Origin of the sequence: Pelagibius sp., from assembly GCF_028289705.1 — a bacterium.
In the GTDB taxonomy this organism is placed as follows: Bacteria; Pseudomonadota; Alphaproteobacteria; order Kiloniellales; family Kiloniellaceae; genus Pelagibius.
In genome coordinates, this window is sequence record NZ_JANQOI010000087.1 from 108293 (window position 1) to 129844 (window position 21552).

At 67.1% G+C, this 21552-nt stretch carries 19 protein-coding genes; 16 read left to right on the forward strand and 3 right to left on the reverse strand.

Annotated features, from left to right (window positions below):
* The first annotated feature begins 98 nt into the window (after positions 1 to 98).
* Complete coding sequence (locus Q0996_RS11190; RefSeq protein ID WP_299619127.1) at positions 99 to 698, forward strand: LysE family translocator; 600 nt, start codon at positions 99 to 101, stop codon at positions 696 to 698.
* Between the two features lie 105 nt (positions 699 to 803).
* Positions 804 to 2081: an FAD-binding oxidoreductase gene (locus Q0996_RS11195; protein WP_299619130.1), complete on the forward strand. Its 1278-nt coding sequence runs from the start codon at positions 804 to 806 to the stop codon at positions 2079 to 2081.
* A gap of 27 nt (positions 2082 to 2108) precedes the next feature.
* Here Q0996_RS11195 and Q0996_RS11200 read toward each other — a convergent pair whose 3' ends face one another.
* Positions 2109 to 3128 carry a LacI family DNA-binding transcriptional regulator gene (locus Q0996_RS11200; RefSeq protein ID WP_299619133.1) on the reverse strand — a complete coding sequence of 340 codons (1020 nt, stop codon included), beginning with the start codon at positions 3126 to 3128 and terminating at the stop codon, positions 2109 to 2111.
* A gap of 185 nt (positions 3129 to 3313) precedes the next feature.
* Here Q0996_RS11200 and Q0996_RS11205 point away from each other — a divergent pair, with 185 nt between their 5' ends.
* From Q0996_RS11205 to Q0996_RS11240, 8 genes are all read left to right on the forward strand, one after another.
* A complete protein-coding gene (locus tag Q0996_RS11205; protein ID WP_299619136.1) occupies positions 3314 to 4819 on the forward strand; it encodes a sugar ABC transporter ATP-binding protein in 1506 nt (501 codons plus the stop codon).
* Positions 4820 to 4842: 23 nt separating this feature from the next.
* Positions 4843 to 5862: an ABC transporter permease gene (locus Q0996_RS11210; protein ID WP_299619138.1), complete on the forward strand. Its 1020-nt coding sequence runs from the start codon at positions 4843 to 4845 to the stop codon at positions 5860 to 5862.
* A 43-nt stretch (positions 5863 to 5905) separates the two neighbouring features.
* Positions 5906 to 7009, forward strand: coding sequence for a substrate-binding domain-containing protein (locus Q0996_RS11215; protein ID WP_299619141.1), 1104 nt, complete (start codon positions 5906 to 5908; stop codon positions 7007 to 7009).
* A 268-nt stretch (positions 7010 to 7277) separates the two neighbouring features.
* Positions 7278 to 8426 (forward strand): ABC transporter substrate-binding protein, encoded by a 1149-nt coding sequence (locus tag Q0996_RS11220; protein WP_299619144.1) that lies wholly within the window; start codon positions 7278 to 7280, stop codon positions 8424 to 8426.
* Positions 8427 to 8503: 77 nt separating this feature from the next.
* Complete coding sequence (locus Q0996_RS11225) at positions 8504 to 9424, forward strand: branched-chain amino acid ABC transporter permease (RefSeq protein ID WP_299619147.1); 921 nt, start codon at positions 8504 to 8506, stop codon at positions 9422 to 9424.
* A gap of 7 nt (positions 9425 to 9431) precedes the next feature.
* Positions 9432 to 10424 (forward strand): branched-chain amino acid ABC transporter permease, encoded by a 993-nt coding sequence (locus Q0996_RS11230; protein ID WP_299619150.1) that lies wholly within the window; start codon positions 9432 to 9434, stop codon positions 10422 to 10424.
* Entirely contained in the window at positions 10417 to 11166 is a 750-nt protein-coding gene (locus Q0996_RS11235; RefSeq protein ID WP_299619153.1) for an ABC transporter ATP-binding protein, read from the forward strand. The genes Q0996_RS11230 and Q0996_RS11235 overlap by 8 nt, the downstream gene beginning before the upstream one ends.
* A gap of 22 nt (positions 11167 to 11188) precedes the next feature.
* On the forward strand, positions 11189 to 11875 hold the full coding sequence (locus Q0996_RS11240) for an ABC transporter ATP-binding protein (RefSeq protein WP_299619156.1): 687 nt from the start codon (positions 11189 to 11191) through the stop codon (positions 11873 to 11875).
* A 7-nt stretch (positions 11876 to 11882) separates the two neighbouring features.
* Here the strand turns inward: Q0996_RS11240 and Q0996_RS11245 are convergent, their stop codons facing one another.
* Entirely contained in the window at positions 11883 to 12374 is a 492-nt protein-coding gene (locus Q0996_RS11245) for a MarR family winged helix-turn-helix transcriptional regulator (RefSeq protein WP_299619159.1), read from the reverse strand.
* Between the two features lie 160 nt (positions 12375 to 12534).
* Between Q0996_RS11245 and hmgA the strand changes: the two genes are divergently transcribed.
* The 6 genes from hmgA to Q0996_RS11275 all read left to right on the forward strand — a co-directional run bounded on the left by hmgA (position 12535) and on the right by Q0996_RS11275 (position 19923).
* Positions 12535 to 13833 carry a homogentisate 1,2-dioxygenase gene (hmgA, locus tag Q0996_RS11250; RefSeq protein ID WP_299619162.1) on the forward strand — a complete coding sequence of 433 codons (1299 nt, stop codon included), beginning with the start codon at positions 12535 to 12537 and terminating at the stop codon, positions 13831 to 13833.
* A 33-nt stretch (positions 13834 to 13866) separates the two neighbouring features.
* Entirely contained in the window at positions 13867 to 14895 is a 1029-nt protein-coding gene (locus tag Q0996_RS11255; protein WP_299619164.1) for a fumarylacetoacetate hydrolase family protein, read from the forward strand.
* Between the two features lie 274 nt (positions 14896 to 15169).
* A complete protein-coding gene (locus Q0996_RS11260) occupies positions 15170 to 16129 on the forward strand; it encodes a glycine betaine ABC transporter substrate-binding protein (RefSeq protein WP_299619167.1) in 960 nt (319 codons plus the stop codon).
* A 130-nt stretch (positions 16130 to 16259) separates the two neighbouring features.
* Positions 16260 to 17228 carry a betaine/proline/choline family ABC transporter ATP-binding protein gene (locus Q0996_RS11265; RefSeq protein WP_322096690.1) on the forward strand — a complete coding sequence of 323 codons (969 nt, stop codon included), beginning with the start codon at positions 16260 to 16262 and terminating at the stop codon, positions 17226 to 17228.
* Positions 17225 to 18760, forward strand: a complete 1536-nt coding sequence (locus Q0996_RS11270) for a proline/glycine betaine ABC transporter permease (protein WP_299619173.1) — start codon at positions 17225 to 17227, stop codon at positions 18758 to 18760. Before Q0996_RS11265 ends, Q0996_RS11270 begins: the two co-directional genes overlap by 4 nt.
* Before the next feature lie 128 nt (positions 18761 to 18888).
* On the forward strand, positions 18889 to 19923 hold the full coding sequence (locus Q0996_RS11275) for a LysR family transcriptional regulator (RefSeq protein WP_299619176.1): 1035 nt from the start codon (positions 18889 to 18891) through the stop codon (positions 19921 to 19923).
* On the opposite strand, the gene Q0996_RS11280 is transcribed toward Q0996_RS11275, so the two are convergent.
* Entirely contained in the window at positions 19889 to 21454 is a 1566-nt protein-coding gene (locus Q0996_RS11280; RefSeq protein WP_299619180.1) for a trimethylamine methyltransferase family protein, read from the reverse strand. The two genes, Q0996_RS11275 and Q0996_RS11280, sit on opposite strands and share 35 nt — an antisense overlap.
* Positions 21455 to 21552: the final 98 nt, after the last annotated feature.

The following is a 21552-nucleotide window of genomic DNA, read 5'->3' on the forward strand; positions in this document are numbered from 1 at the left end:
CAAGAAATTAAGATCACTAATGTTTATGATAAGGAGAATTTCATTCCATAATAGCGGAATTCGGCTCAAGTGTGAAGTCCCAGTCGGAGGATTTCGCAATGTCGGACCTGCTCGCTTCGCTCGTTCTCTTCGCGGTGGTCGCGACCATCACGCCAGGCGGCGCCACCACCCTGGCGACGGCTTCCGGCATTCAATTCGGCTTTCGCCGCAGTGTTCCACTGCTGCTCGGCATCGCCGCTGGGTTGGCTGGACTGGCCGCCGCTGCGGCCTCGGGCCTGGCCGTCCTTCTGCAGAGCCTTCCGATGTTGGAGGTGACGTTGAAACTCGCCGGCACGGCCTATCTGCTATGGCTGGCCTATCGGATCGCCTGCGCCGGCGCGCCGGACCAAGGGGCCGGGGCGACGGCGGCCCCCTTCGGGTTCATCGCCGGCGCCCTGCTGCTTCTGATCAATCCCAAGGCCTGGGCCATGGTGCTGGGCGCCGTCGCGTCCTTTGCTGCCCTGTCCGGCAGCCCCTCGCAGCTCGCTTTGATCATGGCGGCCACCTTCGGCTCTGCGGCGATTGGCTCGCTCACTCTATGGTGCGCCGGCGGCATGGCCGTCGCGCGGATACTGCGCAGCGAAAGGCAATGGCGTCTGGTCAACGCCCTTCTGGGCCTGTTGCTGGCCGCCTCGATCCTGCCGATCTGGCTGGCTTGACGCAGGGGCGATGTTCCTCCGGCGGGTCGACGTGTGCTTGTGTTGTCCTCCCAGGTTCGATGAAATCGGGTCCGATGACGGACCAGACAAATCAGGGGCCAGTGCATGGGTGAGGCGGGGACCGGGAGCAATCTTTGGGCGGCGACGGCGGGCCAGCCACTCGCTGCGCCGGTGCTTTCGGAAAGCGTGGTTGCCGACGTTGTCATCATCGGCGGCGGGTTTACCGGCTGTTGCGCCGCCTTGCATCTGGCCGAAGCGGGCCTCACGGTGCGCCTGTTGGAGGCCGAGACCATCGGCTTCGGCGGCTCGGGGCGCAACGTCGGCCTGGTGAATGCCGGGCTCTGGCTGGCACCGGAAGCGGTGCAGGCGATTCTCGGGCAGGACGAGGGGCGCCGGCTCAACGAGCGCCTGGCCGCCGGTCCCGATCTGGTGTTCGCCCTGATCGATCGCCTGGGCATCGAATGCGAGGCGACCCGGGCGGGCACCCTGCACTGTGCCCATGCGCCGAAAGCGCTCGCCGGCCTCGAGGAGCGGCTGCGCCAACTCCGCGAGCAGGCCGCGCCTGTGGAGCTGCTGAGCGCGGCGGAGACGGCGGCGCGGACTGGAACCTCGGCCTTTCATGGCGCGCTGCTGGACCGGCGCGCCGGCACCATCCAACCCCTGGCCTACTGCCGTGGCCTCGCCCGGGCGGCGCTAGGGGCGGGGGCCGTGATCCACGAGAAATCGCTGGCCCTGGCGGTGGAAAGAGAGGGCGAGGGCTGGTTGGTGAAGACGGCGGGTGGCAGCGTCTCCGCCGGTGCCTTGCTGCTGGCTGTGAATGCCTATGGCCGGCCGGTGGAGGGCGTGAGCGACCCCGCCTATGTTCCGCTGCACTACTTTCAGATCGCCACCCGGCCGCTGAGCGACAACCTGCTGAAGACAATCCTGCCGCAGCGCGAGGGCTGCTGGGACACGGCGACGGTGATGTCGTCATTTCGCCTGGATCGGGCCGGGCGTCTGCTGGTCGGCGCCATGGGATCGCTGGAGAGTCGCGGCGCGTCGTTTCATCGCGCCTGGGCCGGACGCAAGATCGCCGCCCTGTTTCCCGCGCTCGCCGATATCGACCTGGAGCACGCCTGGTTCGGCCGCATCGCCATGACCGGCGATCACCTGCCGAAGATCGTGCGGCTGGGGGAGCGCGCACTCTCGGTCTTCGGGTTCAGCGGCCGCGGGATCGCCCCGGGTACGGTCTTCGGCAAGGCGCTGGCCGACTTTCTGGTCTCCGGCGATCCGGCGGTCCTGCCGGTCGCGCCGGTGGACGGCCACCGCGAGCGGTTGGCCGGAACCAAGCGGGCCTACTACGAGTTCGGCGCCTCTGTGATGCACGCCATCGACTGCCGGTGAACGCCGGCGGCGGCTGAGTTGGGGGCGTCAGACCGTCGAGCCGGGCACCAGGTGGAACTCGACGTCCACCTTGTCGGGCACGGGGTTGCCGTGAATGCGGTTCAGGATGTTCTCCGCCGCGACCTTGCCGATCTTCAGCCGGTAGCTGCTGGTGGTGGTCAGGCGCTTGGGCAGGATGGCCGTGATGTCCATGCTGCCCCAGCCCGCAATGCCGATGTCCTTCGGCACGTCCAGCCCGCGGGACTGGCAGTACATCAGCCCGCCGGCGGCCATGTTGTCGTTGAGGTAGTAGATCAGATCGAGGTCGGGCTGGCGCGAAAGGATGTGCTCGGTGCCGTAGAAGCCGGCATAGAAGGAGGAGGTGTCCTTCAGCAGTTGCCGGGTGGGCAGGTCCTTGCCGGCATCTTTCAGGGCCTTGCAGAAACCGTCCAGGCGGGCGGCGCCCATCATGGTCTGCTCCAGATCGACGCCGACGTAGCCGAAGCGCTGGTAGCGCTTGGTCGCCACCAGCCGGCCCATCTCATAGCCGGCATCGAAGTGGCTGAAGCCTACGCACATGTCCAAGGGCTTCGAGTTCAGATCCCAGATTTCCACCAGCGGCACCGCCGCCTGCTTCAGCATGTCGATGGTCCGCGCCGAGCGCTGCCGGCCGGTGAGGATCAGCCCCGCCGGGCGCCAGGCGAGGATGGCTTCGACCCAGGTCTCCTCGGCTTCCAGGGAATGCTCCGAAGCGCCGACAACGGTCTGGTACCCGAAGCGGCCCAATGCGCGGTCGATGCCTTCCAGGATTCGGGCGAAGGTCTCGCTGCCGAGCTGCGGGACGTTGACGCCGATCAGGGTGGAGGCGGCATCGGAGGCGAAGGCGGCGGCGATCTTGTTGGGCACATAGCCCAGGCGCTCGACTTCCCGCAGCACCTTCAGGCGGGTGGCCTCGGAAAAGCCCGTCGCATTGCGCAGCACGCGGGAGGCGGTCATCTTGCTGACGCCTGCCGCCTTGGCGACCTCGGCCAGGCTGACCGGGCCGGTGCTGCGTTTCTTCTCAGCCATGACGGCACGCTCTCACGATCCGAAACTCCGCTCGAAACTCGGGCCGACACTCTGGGCCCGGAGCCCTGTTGCCAAGAGGTTTCTTGACTCGCCCCCGGTCATTGCCCACCCTACCGTTGCGTTACCGGTAACGTTACGTACCAGGCGGCCATTCAACAAGCCTAAACCGGTGGGGAGGAAGCAAGGTGCAGCGTGCCGCGTCGGACGGCCTGTTCTTCGACTCGATTGTGAAGTCCTTCGGCGGAACCGAGGCCCTGAAAGGGGTTTCGCTGGCGGTCGGCCACGGCGAAATCGTCGCCCTGCTGGGCGAGAACGGCGCCGGCAAATCCACGCTGATCAAGATCCTTGGCGGCATCCATCAAGCCGATGCGGGGCGGGTGCTCATCGGTGGAGAGCCTTACACCCACAAACCCGGACAGTTGAACGAACGCCAGCGGGTCGCCTTCATCCACCAGGATCTGGGCCTCATCGAATGGATGACCATCGCCGAGAACATGGCGCTGGCTCAGGGCTTCGCCCGGCGGGCCGGGTTCATCGACTGGCGCTCCTCGGAAGCCATCGCCGCCGAGGCCCTGGCCAGGATCGATTGCGACTTCCATCCGACGACAAGGGTCCAGTCGCTCTCCCGGACCGAGAAGTCGCTGGTCGCCATCGCCCGCGCCCTGGCGGTGGACTGCGACTTCCTGGTGCTCGATGAGCCCACGGCCAGCCTGCCCGCCGACGAGGTGGAGCGGCTCTTCGCCGCCCTGCGGCCGCTGCGCGACAAGGGCGTGGGCATGATCTTCGTCTCTCACCGTTTGGACGAGGTCTTCCGCATCGCCGACCGCGTGGCGGTCCTGCGCGACGGGGAGATGGTGGGGGTCCGCGACACGGCCCACACCGATGCCGACGAACTGGTGAACCTGATCGTCGGGCGCCAGACCCGGGAGATCGTGAAGCTCGCTTCCCAGGAAGGCGCCGACCTGCTGACCGTGGACGAGCTGACGGTCGGCGAGGTGGGCCCGCTGTCCTTCACCCTGAAGAAGGGCGAGCTCCTGGGGCTGGTGGGGCTGCGCGGCGCCGGACAGGAGGAGATCGGGCGCTGCCTCTTCGGCGCTCTGGAGCATGACGGCGCCATTCGCCTCGACGGGCAGGCACCGGACCTGACCTCACCGAAGAGCGCCATGGAGTCCGGCATCGGGCTGGTGGCACGGGACCGGGTCGTCGAGTCGGTGGCGCCGGCGCTCTCGGTTCGCGAGAACGTGTTCCTCAATCCCGCCGGTTTCGGGCGCGGCATCTTCGCTTTCCAGACACCCGGCAAGGAAGCGCGGCAGTCGGTGGAGATCGGCCGCGACGTGGGCCTCAGCCCCAACGACCCGGCCATGGCCATCGAGGCCCTCTCCGGTGGCAATCAGCAGAAGGTGGTCATCGGCCGCTGGCTGGCGACCCGCCGCAAGCTCCTGATCGCCGAAGACCCCACGGCCGGGGTCGATGTCGGCGCCAAGGCGGAGATCTACGCCCTCATCAACCGGGCCCTGGGCACTGGCATGGGGGTGCTGATCGTCTCCACCGACTTCGAGGAGGTCGCCAACATCTGCCACCGCGCTCTGGTGTTCAGCCGCGGCAAGCTGGTGGCGGACCTCTCGGGCGTCAACCTCACCATCGAAACGCTCATTCAGGCGGCCTCGGCCGGCGACAGCCAGGCCGCCTAGACAAGAGGCAGCGGAACCACGCCATGCAATCCATCGAATCCAACGCGCTGGAGCCGACCAAGGGCGAACTCTCGGGGTTGTCGCTGGCCGGCCGCTTGATCCGCCTGCTGCCGGCCTACGGCTTGGTCCTGCTGACCGTTTTCCTCATTCTGCTGTTCTCCCTGATGCTGCCGGAAACCTTTCCGACGCTGCTCAACCTGCGGGCCATCGTCTCCGACAAGGCGATCATCGCGCTGCTGAGCCTCGGGGCCATGATCCCCATGGTGGCCGGGCGCATCGACCTCACCGTCGGCTACGGCATCGTGCTCTGGCACATCCTGGCGATCTCCCTGCAGACCCTCTACGGCTTTCCCTGGCCGGTGGCCGTCATCACCGTGCTGCTGCTCGGCGCCTTCGTCGGCTTCTGCAACGGCCTGCTGGTCGAGGTCGCGCGCATCGACAGCTTCATCGCCACCCTGGGCACCGGCACCGTGCTCTACGCTCTGGCGCTCTGGCACACCGGCGGACGGCAGGTGGTCGGCGTGGTGCCCGACGGCTTCTATGCCATCAACGGCACCTTCGTCATGGGGATACCCATTGCCGGCTTCTACGTGCTGGCGATCTCGATCCTGATGTGGATCGTCCTCGAATACCTGCCCATCGGGCGCTACCTCTATGCCATCGGCGCCAACCCGCGCGCCGCCCAGCTCAACGGCATTCCGACCCGCAAGTACGTGATCGGCGCCTTCGTCACCTCTGGGCTGATGACCGCGCTGACCGGCGTGCTGCTGGCCTCCAAGCTGCGCATCGGCCAGGCCAGTGTCGGGCTGGAGTACCTGCTGCCGGCGCTGGTCGGCGCCTTCCTCGGCTCCACCACCATCAAGCCGGGCCGGGTCAACGTCTGGGGCACCATCGTCGGCGTCGCCATCCTGGCGGTGGGCATTTCCGGCATCCAGCAGTTCGGCGGCTCCTTCTGGGTCGAGCCCATGTTCAACGGCGTCACTCTGCTGATCGCCATCGGCATCGCCGGCTACGCGCAGCGGCGCCGCGGCGGCAAGACATGAACCCTAAATCCCAAATCGAGATCCAAGCAGACGGGAGGACATCATGCTGAGACGAACGGTTGTAACGACGACGGCTGCAGCCCTTGTCGCGTCCCTGGCCATGCCCCTCACGGCATCCGCCGACGACGTCAAGGAGGCCATGGCCCTGGTCGAGAAGTTCGCCGGGCGCAAGACCGCCTGGGACGGGCCCACCAGCGGCCCCAAGGCGGCGTCGGACAAGACAGTGGTGGTGGTCGCCGCGGATATGAAAAACGGCGGCATCCTGGGCGTCACCAACGGCATTGAGGAGGCGGTGGAGGCCATCGGCTGGAACCTGCGGGTGATCGACGGCGCCGGCACCATCTCCGGGCGCTCGGCGGCCTTCGGCCAGGCCCTGGCGCTGAAGCCCGACGGCATCATCATCAACGGCCTGGACATCGTCGAGCAGAAGACCAGCGTGGAGTCCGCCAAGGCCGCCGGCATCCCCATGGTCGCCTGGCATGCCGCCCCCTCGGTGGGCCCGGTGCCGGAGCTGGGGGTGGCGGCCAACGTCACCACCGATGCCATGGACGTCTCGGCGGCGGCGGCAAGCTGGGCCTTCGCCGATGCCGGCGGCAAGCCCAAGGTGGTGATCTTCACCGACTCCACCTACTCGATTGCCATCGCCAAGGCCGACCGCATGAAGGAGGTGATCGAGCAGTTGGGCGGCGAGGTGCTGGAGTACGTCGACACGCCCATCGCCGATACCTCCAACCGCATGCCGACCCTGACCACGGCTCTGCTGCAGCGCTACGGCGCCAAGTGGACCCACAGCCTCGCCATCAACGACATCTACTTCGACTTCATGGGACCCTCTCTGGCGGCGGCCGGCATCTCGGGGGATGGCGCACCGAAGTCCGTGGCCGCCGGCGACGGTTCGGAATCCGCCTACCAGCGGGTGCGCGCCAATCAGTACCAGGCGGTCACCGTGGCCGAGCCTCTGAACCTCCAGGGCTGGCAGCTCGTCGACGAGCTGAACCGGGCCATGCAGGGCGAGGGCTGGTCCGGCTATGTGTCCCCCCTCCACGTGGTGACGCCGGAAAACATCGCCTACGACGGCGGGCCGAAGAACCTCTTCGACCCCGAGAACGGCTACCGGGAGGAGTACCGGAAGATCTGGGGCAGGTAGGGGCTCCGCCTCCTTTTCCGGGCCTGCCTCTCTCTGGCGGAACCGCGCCGAACGCGGTATATCCTTGGGCCAAGCACGGCAGGTCACAAGGCCGGTCCCGCCAGCGGGCGGGGGCAGGGGAGAGTTCGACAGAGATCATCCAGCGTGTCCCTGCGCCACCGCCGACAGGCGCGGCCCGCAGCCTTGCGGTGCCTGTGACAGCTAGGAAAGCGCGGCCCCGGCCTGGATATCTCATGGGGGTCGGTAAGGAAGAACAGGAGGGAGGAGCATGAATAGAGGATTGCGGAGCCTGACGCTCGGCGTCGCCGGCCTGTTGGCCGGCCTTGGCGGGGCTCAGGCCGAAGAGCTGAAGATCGGCATGATCACCACACTGTCCGGCGGCGGATCGAGCCTGGGGATCGACGTGCGCGACGGCTTCCTGCTGGCGGTGAAGCAGGCCGGCGCCGGCGACGTCGAGGTTCTGGTGGAGGACGACGCCCGCAAGCCGGACCTCGCCAAGCAGATCGCCGACAAGTTCATCCAGCGTGACAAGGTGGACATCCTGACCGGCATCATCTGGTCGAACCTGGCCATGGCCGTGGTGCCGGCCAGCGTGCGCCAGGGGGTCTTCTACATCAGTCCCAATGCCGGGCCTTCGGCCCTGGCCGGCAAGGGCTGCCACGAGAACTACTTCAACGTCGCCTGGCAGAACGACAACCTGCACGAGGCCATGGGCGGCTATGTGCAGTCCAACGGCTTCAAGGCGCCCTTCATCCTGGCGCCCAACTACCCGGCGGGCAAAGACGCGCTCACCGGCTTCAAGCGCTACTACAAGGGCACGGTTTCCGGCGAGATCTACACGAAGCTGGGCCAGAAGGACTATGCCGCGGAGATCGCCCAGATCCGCGAAGCCAAGCCGGACTCGATCTTCTTTTTCCTGCCCGGCGGCATGGGCATCGCCTTCATGAAGCAGTACGCCCAGTCCGGCCTCGACATCCCGGTCTTCGGGCCGGCCTTCTCCTTCGACCAGGGCATCCTGAAGGCGGTCGGCGATGCGGCCCTGGGGGTGAAGAACACCTCCCAATGGTCCAAGGACATCGACAATCCGGCCAACAAGGCCTTCGTCGACGCCTTCCAGGCGGAGTACGGGCGCCTGCCGTCGCTCTATGCCAGCCAGGGCTATGACGCGGCGAACCTGATTCTGGCGGCCAAGGCCAAGGCCGGTGGGACCGGCGATGCCGCGGCCTTCCGGGCCGCCCTGCAGGAGGCCGACTTCGCATCGGTGCGCGGCGCCTTCAAGTTCGCCAGCAATCACCATCCGATCCAGGACATCTACGTCCGGGAGGTGGTGAAGGAGGGCGAGGTGCTGACCAACAAGATCGTCGGCGTCGGCCTCACCGGGCACGCCAATGCTTATGTCGGCGACTGCAAGATGTAGTCCGAAGCAGACGAACGCCTCGGGGGTCGCCGCTTGGCGGCCCCCTTTTCCTTTGTGCCCAGCGTGACCATCGTCCCGTGTCTCTCGCTTTCCTCATCGAACAGCTTCTGAACGGCCTGCAGTTCGGCGTCATGCTCTTCCTGATGGCCGCCGGGCTGACCCTGGTCTTCGGGGTCATGGGGCTGATCAATCTGGCCCATGGCTCGCTCTTCATGATCGGCGCCTTCTTCTGCTCCTGGATCGGGGAGGTCAGCGGCTCCTTCTGGGTCGGCCTCGGCGGCGGGCTGCTGGCGGCGGCGCTGGCCGGCGCCGTGATCGAAATCGTGGTCATCCGGCGGCTCTACGACCGCGATCACCTGGACCAGGTGCTCGCCACCTTCGCCCTGATCCTCATCCTCTCGGAGGTGACGCGCTGGATCTTCGGCGACCAGCCGCTTTATCTGGACGTGCCGCCGCTGCTGGCCGGGGCCCTGCCGCTGCCCGGCGGCGGGGGCTATCCCATCTACCGCCTCGCCATCATCGTCGTCGGCCTGGCCACGGCCTACGGCCTCTACCTGCTGATCACCCGGACCCGCCTCGGCATGCGCATCCGCGCCGGGGAGTCGGACCGGGAGATGATCGGCGCGCTGGGCGTCGACATCCGTACCCTCTACACCGCGATCTTCGCCCTCGGCGCGGCCCTGGCCGGACTCGCCGGGGGCATGGTGGGCGTCCTGCAGTCGGTGCAGGTGGGCATGGGCGAGCCGGTGCTGATTCTCGCCTTCGTGGTCATCGTCATCGGCGGCATCGGCTCGGTGAAGGGCGCCCTGGTGGGCTCGATCCTGGTGGGCCTCACCGACACCCTTGGCCGGGTCTTCCTGCCGCGGCTCTTCGCCCTGATGCTGCCCACCGCCGAAGCAACCGCCGTCGGCTCGGCGCTCGCCTCCGTCACCATCTATCTCCTGATGGCGGCCATTCTCGTGTGGCGCCCCCGGGGCCTGTTCCCGGTGGGCGCGTGAGGCCGCCATGACGAACGGACTCTCCCGAGAGCAGGTAGTGAACGGCAGCCTCCTGGCGCTGCTGCTGGCCGCGCCGCTGATCGCCGCCGCGCTGGACGAGCCCTTCTACGTCTCCCTGGCCACCCGCGTCGCCATCCTGGCGCTGGCCGGGGTCGGGCTGAACCTCGCCCTCGGCTACGGCGGCATGGTGAGCTTCGGCCACGCCGCCTTCTTCGGGCTGGGCGGCTATGTCGCCGGCATCGCCGCCTTCCACGCCTTCGAGGAGAGTGCTTTCCTCACCTGGCCCTTCACTATCGGCGGCAGCGACCAGCTTCTGGTCGTCTGGACCGTCACGGCCCTGGTGGTGGCCCTGGTGGCGCTGGCCATCGGCGCGGTCTCCCTGCGCACGTCGGGCGTCTACTTCATCATGATCACCCTGGCCTTCGCACAGATGATCTACTACCTCGCCATCTCGCTGCCCACCTACGGTGGCGAGGACGGGCTCTCCATCTATCTGCGCAATCAGTTGCCGATGGGCGACAGCGCCGAGCCGCTGACGTTCTTCTTCGTCTGCTACGGGCTGCTGCTGCTGGCGCTGTTCGTCTCGGCGCGGCTGGTGGCCTCACGCTTCGGCGCGGCCCTGCAGTGCGCGCGGATGAACGAGGTACGCCTGGCCACCCTCGGCATCGCGCCCTTTCCGGTGAAGCTGACCGCCTTCGTGCTCTCCGCCGTCATCACCGGCATCGCCGGCGCCCTCTTCGCCGACCTCAACGGCTTCGTCGGCCCCTCCATGCTGTCCTGGCATCGCTCGGGGGAGATCATGATCTTCGTCATCCTGGGCGGGGTCGGGCGGCTCTTCGGGCCGCTGGCCGGGGCAGCCCTGTTCATCCTTCTGGAGAGCTTCGTCGGCGGTTTCACCGACCGCTGGCAGCTCATCCTCGGTGCCGTTCTCCTGGCCGTGGTGCTTTTCGCGCGGGGCGGACTCATCGGCCTCTTGGCAGGGAAGCTGCGCCATGGCTGAGCCGCTGCTGGAGCTCAACGGCCTCAGCAAATCCTTCGGGGCGCTGAAGGCCTGCGACGGGGTCGATCTCACCCTGCTGCCGGGGGAGATCCATGCCCTCATCGGCCCCAACGGCGCCGGCAAGTCGACGCTCATCGCCCAGGTGGCGGGATGGCTGAGGCCCGATGCGGGCGCGATCTCCCTGCTCGGCCAACCGGCCGTCCATCTCTCGGTGGCGGCCCGGGCGCGGCGCGGGCTCGGGCGGACCTTTCAGATTTCCTCCCTGGCCTCGGAGTTCTCGGCCCTCGGCAACGTGCGCCTGGCCCTGCAAGCGCGGGAGAGGGGCGCCTTCGGCTTCTGGTCGCCGGTGCGCAAAGACCGCCGGCTGCGCGAAGAGGCCCTGGCCGTGCTGGCGCGGGTCGGCCTGGAAGAACGCGCGGAGGTTCCCGTGACCACGCTCTCCCACGGCGAACGGCGGCTGTTGGAAGTCGCCCTCGCTCTCGCCCTGCGCCCCAAGCTCCTGCTCCTCGACGAACCCATGGCGGGGCTGGGGCCGGAGGGCACGCGGGCCCTCACCGCGTTTCTCCGCACCCTGAAAGCCGAGGCCGGCATCCTGCTGGTGGAGCACGACATGGATGCGGTCTTCGCCCTGGCCGACCGCATCTCGGTCTTGGTCTACGGGCGCATCATCGCCAGCGGCCCGCCGGAGGAGATCCGCCGCTCCGCCGCGGTGCGCGAAGCCTATCTGGGGGATGCGGCATGAGCCGGGCCCATGGGGAGCAGTCATGCTAGCGGTGCGCGATCTCGAGGCCTTCTACGGCCCCTCCCAGGCGCTCTTCGGCGTCGACTTCGCAGTCGGCGAGGGTGAGATGGTGGCGCTGCTGGGCCGCAACGGCATGGGCAAGACCACCACCATCCGCGCCATCTGCGGCCTGACCCCGCCGCGTGGCGGCAGCGTTTCGTTCCTTGGCCGGGACCTGAGGGGCCTGCCGGCCTTTCGCGTCGCCCGCCTCGGAATCGGGCTGGTGCCGGAGGGGCGCCGCTGCTTTCCCAACTTGACGGTGCGCGAGAACCTGCTGGCCACGGCGCGCGACGGCGCCTGGGACCGCACGCGGACCGAAGCCCTGTTCCCGCGCTTGGGCGAGCGGGCGGACCAGTCGGCGCGCACCCTCTCCGGCGGGGAGCAGCAGATGCTGGCCATCGGCCGTGCCCTGATGACCAACCCGCGTCTCCTGATCCTCGACGAGGCGACGGAGGGCCTCGCGCCGGTGATCCGCCAGGAGATCTGGGCGGCGATCCGTGCGGTGAAGGGCAGCGGTCAGGCGATCCTCATCGTCGACAAGAACCTGAAGGACCTGCTGCCGCTCTCCGACGCCTGCGTGATCCTGGAGAAGGGCCACTCGGTCTGGCACGGCACCGCCGATGCCCTGGCGGCGGACGCCGGCCTGCAGGATCGGTTTTTGGGCGTTTGAGTGCGCGCTAGGCCACGCGCTGCTTCGATTCTAGGTCGCCCGATTTGATTTGCTGTGGACCACGGTTGCGGATTCCCATGGCGCGCTCCAGGGCCGCAAGGCCCGTGGCCAGGGCCTTCTGCTCGGCTGGACTGAGCCTTTGCAGCAGGTCTTCCTCGAAGGCCAGCATCTTGGGCGCCAGGCGCTTGTAGGCGGCGGTTCCCGCTGCCGAGAGCGAAAGGTGTTCGATCCGCCGGTCCCGCGCGTCGCTGTGGCGCACCAGCCAGCGGCGTTTCTGCAAGGCCGAGACCGCCCGGCTGACCTTGGTTTTGTGCATCGCCGAATGGGCGCCGATCTCCTTGGCCGTTGCCGTGCCGAACTGGCCAAGGGTCGCCAGGGTGCGCCACTCCGGCACCGTCAGCCCGAACTCGTCACGATAGATGGCGGAAAATTGACGGCTCGACACCGCCGCGGCACGATTCAGCCGATAGGGCAGAAACGTCTCGAGTCTTAAGTTCATTGCCCAGCATACCTCCGCCTGCGCATCCGGGGCCGGTTGCAGGCCATGCTTGATAGTTACATTTGCAACTATCACATAGGGAGTGTGGGGCGCAAGATCCGCGCGTCGGCGATTGACGGGCCGGGGGCCGGCAGAAGGAGTGAGCCGTGGAGATTCAGTCATGGCGCTGAGCTATCTATCGGGGTTTGGCAACGAGTTTGAGACGGAAGCGCTGCCCGGCGCCCTGCCGGTGGGGCAGAACTCGCCGCAGCGCTGTCCCTATGGGCTCTATGCCGAACAGTTGAGCGGGACCGCCTTCACCGCGCCGCGTGCCGAGAACGCACGCTCCTGGCTCTACCGGATTCGTCCGTCGGTGAAACACATCGCCCGCTTCGAGCACGTGGAGATGCCGCTCTGGCTGACGGCTCCTTCCACCGCTTCGAACGGCCTGGCGCTTGGCCCGCTGCGCTGGGGGCCGCCGCCGATGCCCAACGAGGCGCTGACCTTCGTCACCGGCATGCGCAGCGTGACCACGGCCGGCGACGCGCGGGTCCACAGCGGCATGGCGGCCCATCTCTACTTCGTCACCCAGTCGATGGAGCGGGACTATTTCTACAACGCCGACGGCGAACTGCTGGTGGTCCCGCAGCAGGCCCCGCTGCGCTTCGTCACCGAGTTCGGGCTGCTGGACGTGGCGCCCGGGGAGATCTGCGTCATTCCACGGGGCGTGAAGTTTCGTGTCGAACTGCTTGAAGGGCCCTCGAAAGGCTATGTCTGTGAGAACTACGGGCAGAGCTTCGCCCTGCCAAACCTCGGGCCCATCGGCGCCAACGGCCTGGCCAATCCGCGGGACTTTCTGAGCCCGATGGCCGCCTTCGAGGATCTGGCGGAGGAGGGCAGCCTGACGGTGAAATGGGGCGGGGACTTTCACCGCTGTGCGCTCACCCACTCGCCGCTGGATGTGGTCGCCTGGCATGGCAACTACGCGCCCTACAAGTATGATCTGAAACGATTCTCACCCGTTGGCTCGGTGCTGTTCGACCATCCGGACCCGTCCATCTTCACGGTGCTGTCGGCGCCCTCGTCGACGCCCGGCACCGCCAATGTGGACTTCGTCATTTTCCCGGACCGCTGGATGGTGGCGGAGGGGACCTTCCGTCCGCCCTGGTACCACATGAACGTGATGTCGGAGTTCATGGGTCTGATCTACGGCGTCTACGACGCCAAGCCTGACGGATTCCAGCCCGGCGGCATGAGTCTGCACAATGCCATGCTGCCCCACGGCCCGGACCACAACGCCTTCGCGCAGGCGAGTGGCGAAGACCTGGCCCCGGTCAAACAGAGCGGCACCCTGGCCTTCATGTTCGAGACCGGCTTTCCCCAGCAGGTCACGGACTATGCCGCCGGGCTCGAAACCCGCGATACGGCCTATGCGGATTGCTGGGCGGGTCTCCAGAAACACTTCGATGGCAACCCCTGAGCGGCGGCGCCACCCGACAGGACTGGGCATGCAATGAAGCTTGCGACCTTGAAAGACGGCAGCCGGGACGGGCGCCTGGCCATCGTGTCCCGCGATCTTACCCGGGCGGTGAAGGCGGAAACCGCCCCCACCCTGCAAGCCGCTCTGGACGACTGGACGGCGGCGCTGCCGGGGCTGAAAGAGGAGGCGGCGGCCCTGGAGAGCGGCGCACGCGGCGACGGCGGCGACAGTTTTCCCTTCGATTCCGCGGGCTGCCACGCGCCCTTGCCGCGGGCCTATCAGTGGGCCGACGGCTCGGCCTACGTGAACCACGTCGAGCTGGTGCGCAAGGCACGGGGCGCCGAGATGCCGGAGAGCTTCTGGACCGACCCGCTGATGTATCAGGGCGGGTCGGACTCTTTTCTCGGGCCCCGCGACCCCATCCCGCTGGTTGATCCGGCCTGGGGCCTGGACCTGGAGGGCGAGGTGGCGGTGATCGTCGGCGATCTGCCGCTGGGCGCCGGCCCGGAGCAGGCGGCGGCGGCGATTCGCCTGGTCATGCTGGTGAACGACGTCAGCCTGCGCGGGCTCATCCCCGGCGAGTTGGCCAAGGGCTTCGGCTTCTTCCAGTCGAAGCCCTCCTCAGCCTTCTCGCCGGTGGCGGTGACCCCGGACGAACTGGGGGACGCCTGGGACGGGGCGAAGCTGAGCCTGCCGCTGCTTGTGGACCTCAACGGCCAACCCTTCGGCCGGGCCGAGGCGGGGGAGGACATGACCTTCGATTTCCCGCGGCTGATCGCCCATGCCGCCCGCTCCCGCCCGCTGGCGGCGGGAACCATCGTCGGCTCCGGGACCGTGTCCAACCGCGATGCCGACGGCGGGCCGGGCCGGCCGGTGTCTGCCGGGGGCCGGGGTTACTCCTGTATCGCCGAGGTCCGCATGGTGGAAACCCTGCTGGAAGGCGCCCCGAAGACAGCATTTCTTGCGGCGGGGGACGTCGTCCGCATCGAGATGAAAGACGCCCGGGGCGACAGCCTGTTCGGCGCCATCGAGCAGCGGGTTGAGCCGGCCGTGCGCTCTTGAAGCCTCCCTCTAGCGTAAGTTTTGCTAAATATAGTCTTCAAATATACTGAATAAGCATCCTGGCGGTTCGACTTTCGCCGGGCAGTCGTCAAACTGTCATCCGGGTTCGTGGGAGGCGGCTTGGCAGTCGCGGGTATGTCCGGCGGGTTTCTGAAGTTCAGGCAGACCCGGCCAATGGGCAGCGGCAGGACGGCAGCGGCGATCCCAGAAAACACCGGCCCGGCGGAAGGGCCGTACCGAAAAACAGGGCAAAGCGAACAAGGAGCGTTTCACGATGAGGAAATCAACCGGGATTCTCGGCGCGTGCGTCGTGTCGATGGGGGCCTTCGCCGGCGCGGCGCAGGCCGCCGATGTGGTCATCGGCGTGCCCAACTGGCCGTCGGTCAATGCGACGGCGCATATCCTGAAAGTCGCCATCGAAGAAAACCTCGGCCTTTCGGTCGAACTGCAGAACGGCACCAACCCCATCGTCTTCGAGGCGATGGACAAGGGCTCGATGCACGCCCATCCGGAGGTCTGGCTGCCGAACCAGCAGAACCTCCACGACACCTACGTCAAGGACAAGGGCACGGTGGTCAAGAACCCGAACGGCGTCGCCGCCTTCCAGGGCATGTGCGTGCCGAAGTTCGTGGCCGACGAGCACGGCGTGAAGTCCATCACCGACCTGACCGACCCGGCCAAGGCCGCGCTCTTCGACTCCGATGGCGACGGCAAGGGCGAAGTCTGGATCGGCGCGCCGGGCTGGGCCTCCACCAACGTGGAAAAGGTCCGGGCCAAGTCTTACGGCTATGCCGAGACCATGGTGCAGACCGAGATGGACGAGACCCTGGCCTACGCCAACCTCGACAACGCCATCAAGGCGAAGAAGCCCTGGGTTGGCTTCTGCTACACGCCGCATTATGTCTTCGCGCTGCATGAACTGCATGCCCTCGAAGAGCCGGCCTACGACGCGTCCAAGTGGAACGTGCTGCAGCCGACCGACGATCCGGCCTGGCTGGAGAAGTCTTCGGCGGCGGTGGCCTGGGATACGGCCTACCTGCACCTCCACTACGCCAAGTCCCTGGAGAACGATCATCCGGAAGTGGCGACGATCATGGCCAATATGCAGCTGACCACCGAAGAGGTCAGTGCCATGACCTTTGCGCTCGTGATCGAGAAGCAAGAGGCCCTCGCCTACGCACAGACCTGGGTGAAGGAGAACGAAGATCGGGTTCTTGGCTGGCTGAGCCAGTAATCGATCCGGTAGCGGCCGCCAAGTTTCTTGGCGGCCGCATCTCCTTTACAAAACAGGTGATGCTATGAGCGACCCCGCCGTAAAACTATCCGGGGTGTGGAAGGTATTCGGCCCCCGAGCCGATGAAGCCATGGCTGCCATCAAGGCCGAAGGCCTGACCAAGCCCGAGGTGCTGGAGCGCTTCGGCTGTGTGGTCGGCGTTCAGGATGCCAGCTTCGAAGTTCCCCGTGGTGAGATCTTCTGCATCATGGGGCTTTCCGGATCGGGCAAGTCCACCCTTGTCCGCCACGTCAACCGCCTCATCGAGCCGACGGCGGGTACCATCGAGCTGCTGGGCAATGACGTCAGCGCCATGTCGCAGAGCGAACTGCGCCAGGTGCGGGCCCAGACCATCGGAATGGTGTTCCAGCACATGGCGCTGATGCCGCACCGTTCGGTGCGCGACAACGTTGCCTACCCGCTGGAGATCCGCAAGGTCACCAAGTCCAAACGCTGGGCGATCTCCGACCATGCGCTGGCCCTCGTCGACCTTGTGGGCTACGAGGACCGCCTGCCGCGGGAGCTCTCCGGCGGCATGCAGCAGCGTGTCGGCATCGCCCGCGCGCTGGCATCGGACCCCGCTATCCTGCTGATGGACGAGCCCTTCTCGGCCCTCGACCCGCTGATCCGCATGCAGCTTCAGGATCAGTTCAAGGCGCTGGTGGCCCAACTCCAGAAGACGACCCTCTTCATCACCCACGATTTGGACGAGGCCATCCGCATCGGCCACCGCATCGCCATCATGAAGGACGGCGTCATCGTTCAGATCGGAACCGCCGAAGAGATCGTGACCAATCCCGCGGACGACTATGTCCGCGACTTCGTCCAGGGCATCTCCAAGCTGAAGCTGGTCAAGGCGCATACCATCATGGAGCCGATCGAAGGCTTCAACGGTGCGCTGGAGGGCGCCCCCAGGGCCGACGAGGGGGCCGATCTCGATCAGCTCATCGACCTTTCGGTCGGCACCGACATCCCGGTGGTCATCACAGCAGAAGGCCGTGAGATCGGCGTGGTGACCAAGGCGCGCCTCTTGCGCGGAATTCAGGGAGGCAAGGAATGACCGACGTAACGGTAACAGCCGCGTCCGATATCGAGGTCGATCGCGAAGCCTTGGATGCCTCGATCGCGGAGTTCGCCGGCAAGAATGCCGACTACTACGCGGCGGCCTTTCACAAGATCCACGAATCCTCCGGATTGATGCCGCAGACCTTCAATCTGGCGGCGGCCCTGCTTGGGCCGATCTGGGCGGCGATGCGCGGCGTCTGGGGGTTCTTCTGGGGCTTCTTGCTGCTGGAGATGATCGCCTGGGTGCAGATCGGCAGAGGGGCCTGGGGCGATCTCGGCGCCGACGCCTTCGAGCGGGCCGAACGGCAGCGCGAGCGCGCGGCCGGCTTTCTGGATCGCGCCGAGCAGGCCCGTCAGGCCGGCGAGGACCCGGCACGTTTCGAAACCCTGGCGGCCAACCTGCAAAAGGCCGCGGACAACAGCCAGGCGGCCGCCGATGCGGCCCAGGCGGAGGCCCTGACCATCCTGCTCTTCGGTCTTGGCCTGCTGCTGATCTTCAAGCTGGCCCAGGGTGTCTGGTCCAATGTCGTCTACGAGAAGCAGTATTCGGCCTGGCGGATCGAACCCGATAAGACGGAGGCCGGCGTCAAGTCGCGCAACCTGCTCCTGGGCATCGCGCTGGTGCTCACCATCGCGCCGCTGACGGTCTACAAGTTCACGGTCGGCGAGTCGCCGGAGATCCTGGACAGCTTCCCGGCGGAGAAGGATCACTACGTCGCGACGGCCTCATGGTTGGAGGCGCGCATCGATGCGGCTGCGACCGGCGGCGCCGGCGCCTTCGATTCCATCGTCGCCGGCGTTCGTTCCGTCCTCGATGCCCTGACCATCGCCCTGATCGGTACGCCCTGGCCCGTGGTCATGGCGGTGATCTGTGTCGTCGCCTGGCGCGCGGCCGGGCCGCGGGTGGCGATCTTCACCGCCGCCTCGCTCGCCTATGTGGCCTTTCTCGGCTACTGGGAGATCAGCATGGAGACCGTCGCGCTGGTCGGTGCGGCGGTGATCATCTGCGTGGTCATCGGCATTCCCTGCGGCATCTGGTTCGGCAAGTCGAAACGGGCCTACAGCTTTGCCGAGCCGGTCCTCGACCTGATGCAGACGCTGCCGGCCTTCGTCTATCTGATTCCCATCATCGCCTTCTTCGGCACCGGCAATCCGCCGGGCATTCTGGCGACCATCATCTTCGGCATGCCGCCGGTGATCCGCCTGACGGCGCTCGGCATGCGCGGTGTGCCGGACAACATCAAGGAGGCGGCGACGGCCTTCGGCGCGACCCGCTGGCAGCTCCTGAAGGATGTCGAGGTGCCCTTGGCGCTGCCATCCATCATGACCGGGGTGAACCAGACGATCCTGATGTGCCTCTCCATGGTGGTGATCATCTCGCTGATCGGCGGTGGCGGCCTGGGCAAGGTGATTCTGGAAGCGCTCCAGTATGCCGCCAAGGGACCGGGTCTGCTGGGCGGTATCGCCATTCTGCTCTGTGCCATGGTGATCGACCGCATCGTGCAGGGCGGCTTCCGCCAGAAGTAAGGCCGGGAGCAGGCGGGGCGCGGCCCCGATAAATCGCCGGCCCCGGGAATCCGGGCCGGCGAGGGGGTCCATTTGCCCTTGTCAGAGCCCGGACCCGGTGCTTTGCTCAGAGAATGGATCAAGAAAGCTTGCGCGCGACCGAAAACCAGAGCCAGGATCCAGCCGACCTATCGCTGAGGGCTCTCAGGGTCTTCGTGGCGGTGCAGGAAGCCGGGTCCATGGCGGTGGCGGCCGAGCAGCTTGGGGCCAGCGCCTCGGCGGTGTCCCAGCAGATCTCCAATCTCGAGCGCTCGGTCGGCGCGCGGCTGTTCGACCGCGCCGCGCGGCCCATCGCCCTGACGCCGGCGGGCGCGCTGCTGTGCAGCCATGCCCACCGCATCCTGGAGGCGGTGGGCGAGGCCCGCAGCGAGCTGATGGAGCTCAATCTCTCCTCGCTGCCGGCCCTGCGGCTGGCCATCATCGACGACCTGGACGCGACCATCACGCCGGAGCTTGTGGCCCATCTTCACAAGCTCTATCCGCGCTGTTGCTTCACCGCCAGTTCCGGGCGCTCCGACGACATGACCGATGCCCTGCTGCGGCGGGAGGCCGACGTCGTGGTCTCGGGCGAACCGCCGCAGGACATCTCCGCCTTCGATCTCTTTCCGCTGCTGCGCGAGCCCTTCGTTCTGGTCTCGGCGCGCGGGGTCATCGACGACAGGCGCGACATTTCCGAGCAGTTGATGGCGCTGCCCTTCGTGAGCTATCCCGACAGCCTGCCCATCGGCCGCACCATCGCGCGTCATCTCAGGCGCCTGCGCATCGTCTTGCCGCAGCGCTATGCCTTCGAAGCGACGCGTTCGGTTCTGGCCATGGTGCGCAACGACGGCGGCTGGGCCATCACCACGCCGCTTGGCCTTCTGGACAGCGAGCGCTTCCGCGCCGACCTGGAGGTGCGGCCGCTGCCCTTCGTCGGTTTCAACCGCTCGATCCAACTCATCGCCCGGCGCGACGAACTGGGGCGGCTTCCGGAAAAGCTGGCCGAGCTCTGCCGCGACCTGATCCTCCAGCGCTTGCGGCCTGCCGCCGTGGAGATCGCCCCCTGGGCGGCCGACCAGATCGTCGTCCACGGGCGCGAGGTCCCTGGCGCTATCCGCGCCCCTGCAGCCGTTCCCGCGAAATGAGGATCGGATAGCGTTCGCGGATCCGGCGGTCGGTTTCGGAATCCAGATAATCGGGGAAGTGGCTGTCCAGGATCTCCCGGGCCTTGGTCTTGGCCGATGCCCAGAGATCGGCGGCCCCGCTCTCCTGCCAGCTTCGCGGATCGTTGCGGTCGGCGAGTTGCGGATAGAAGTAGTCCCGCTGCATGGCGGCCATGGTGTGGGCGGCGCCCAGGAAATGGCCCTCGCCGGTGACCGCCTCCAGGATCGCCTCGAAGCCCAGCGTCTCCTCCGTCACCTCGATGCCCCGAATCAGCCGGTTGATGTGGCCGAGCATTTCGTCGTCGGCCACGAAGGCCTCGAAGGAGGCGCCGAGCAGGCTCGCCATCATGCCGGAGGACTCGTAGATCATGTTGCCGCCGGCGAGCCCCGCGGCCACCGCGGCCATCGCCTTTTCCATGCCCATCTGGGCGTCCACCGCCTTGGCATCGGCCATGGAGGCGGCAACGCCGCTAGGCAGGCCCAGCCAGTTGCCGATCTGGGCCGCCGCGGCGTTCATCATCGAGATCTCGCCGCCGCCGCCGCAGAAGGCACCACTGCGAAGGTCGATCACCAGCGGCCAGTTGGAGAAGATCACCGGATAGCCCGGCGCGAAGAGGTTGACCAGGATCAGCCCGGCCAGGGTTTCCGCGGTCGTCTGCGCCAACATGCCCGCCGGGGCCGCCGGCGCGGTGGCCCCGGACTGGGCGGCGATGATCGCATTGATGGGCAGGCGGTTGCGGATGCAGGCGAGGGTAACGTCCACCGCATCCTCGCCGTAGCGCAGCGGCGAGATGACCGGAGAGATATGCGCCTTGCAGAAGGGGCGCTTGGCGAAGCGGCCTTCGCCGCCGAGCACCAGATCGAAGAGTTCGACGATGGGATCGACGTTTTCGCCGAGGGTGAAGGAGGTCCCCACCGGCTTGGTGGTTCCGGCGACGAGAGCATAGGCGGTGTTCACATCCAGCTCGTAGACGTCGGGGACGTCGGTGGCGACGCAGCAGCGGGTGAACCAGCTGACGTTGGGCAGCCTGTCGATCAGGCGGGTAAAGTCATAGAGGTCGGCCAGGGTCGAGGGGCGGTAGTACCCGCTGTCCATGTCCAGCGTCTGAACCGCCGCCCCGCCGGTCCCGAAATAGACCTTGCGACCGCCGACCTCGATATCGTGTTTGGGATCGCGGCCGTGGAAGACGAAGCTCTTGGCGGCGCCGTCGATGATGGTTTCCACCATCGACCGCGGGAAGGAGAGGCGGCCGAGGTTGTTGCGAAAGGCGCCCTGTTCCAGCGCCTTGTCCCAGACCACCTGCGGCACCTCGGCCATACCGATCTCTTCGAGGATGCGCAGGGCGGTCTGGTAGACGGCCTCCACGCCAGCCTGGTCCAGAGGCCGGTAGGCCCCGCCGAGTTGGCCGGGCGGCGCGGGCCGGACCTCCGGCTCCGCCGCCCTGCGCGCCGCCACGCGTGAGGCGCGCCCGCCGCGCCCGCGCCGTGAACTGGGTGCCTCGTCGGGGGTCATGCTTTTTTTTGCTCCCAAAGACAGCCGATCTGCCAGTCCTCAGATTGCGCCAGATTGCGCCGCGTCCGCAGGTCCGCCAGCGACAGTTAAGCAAAATC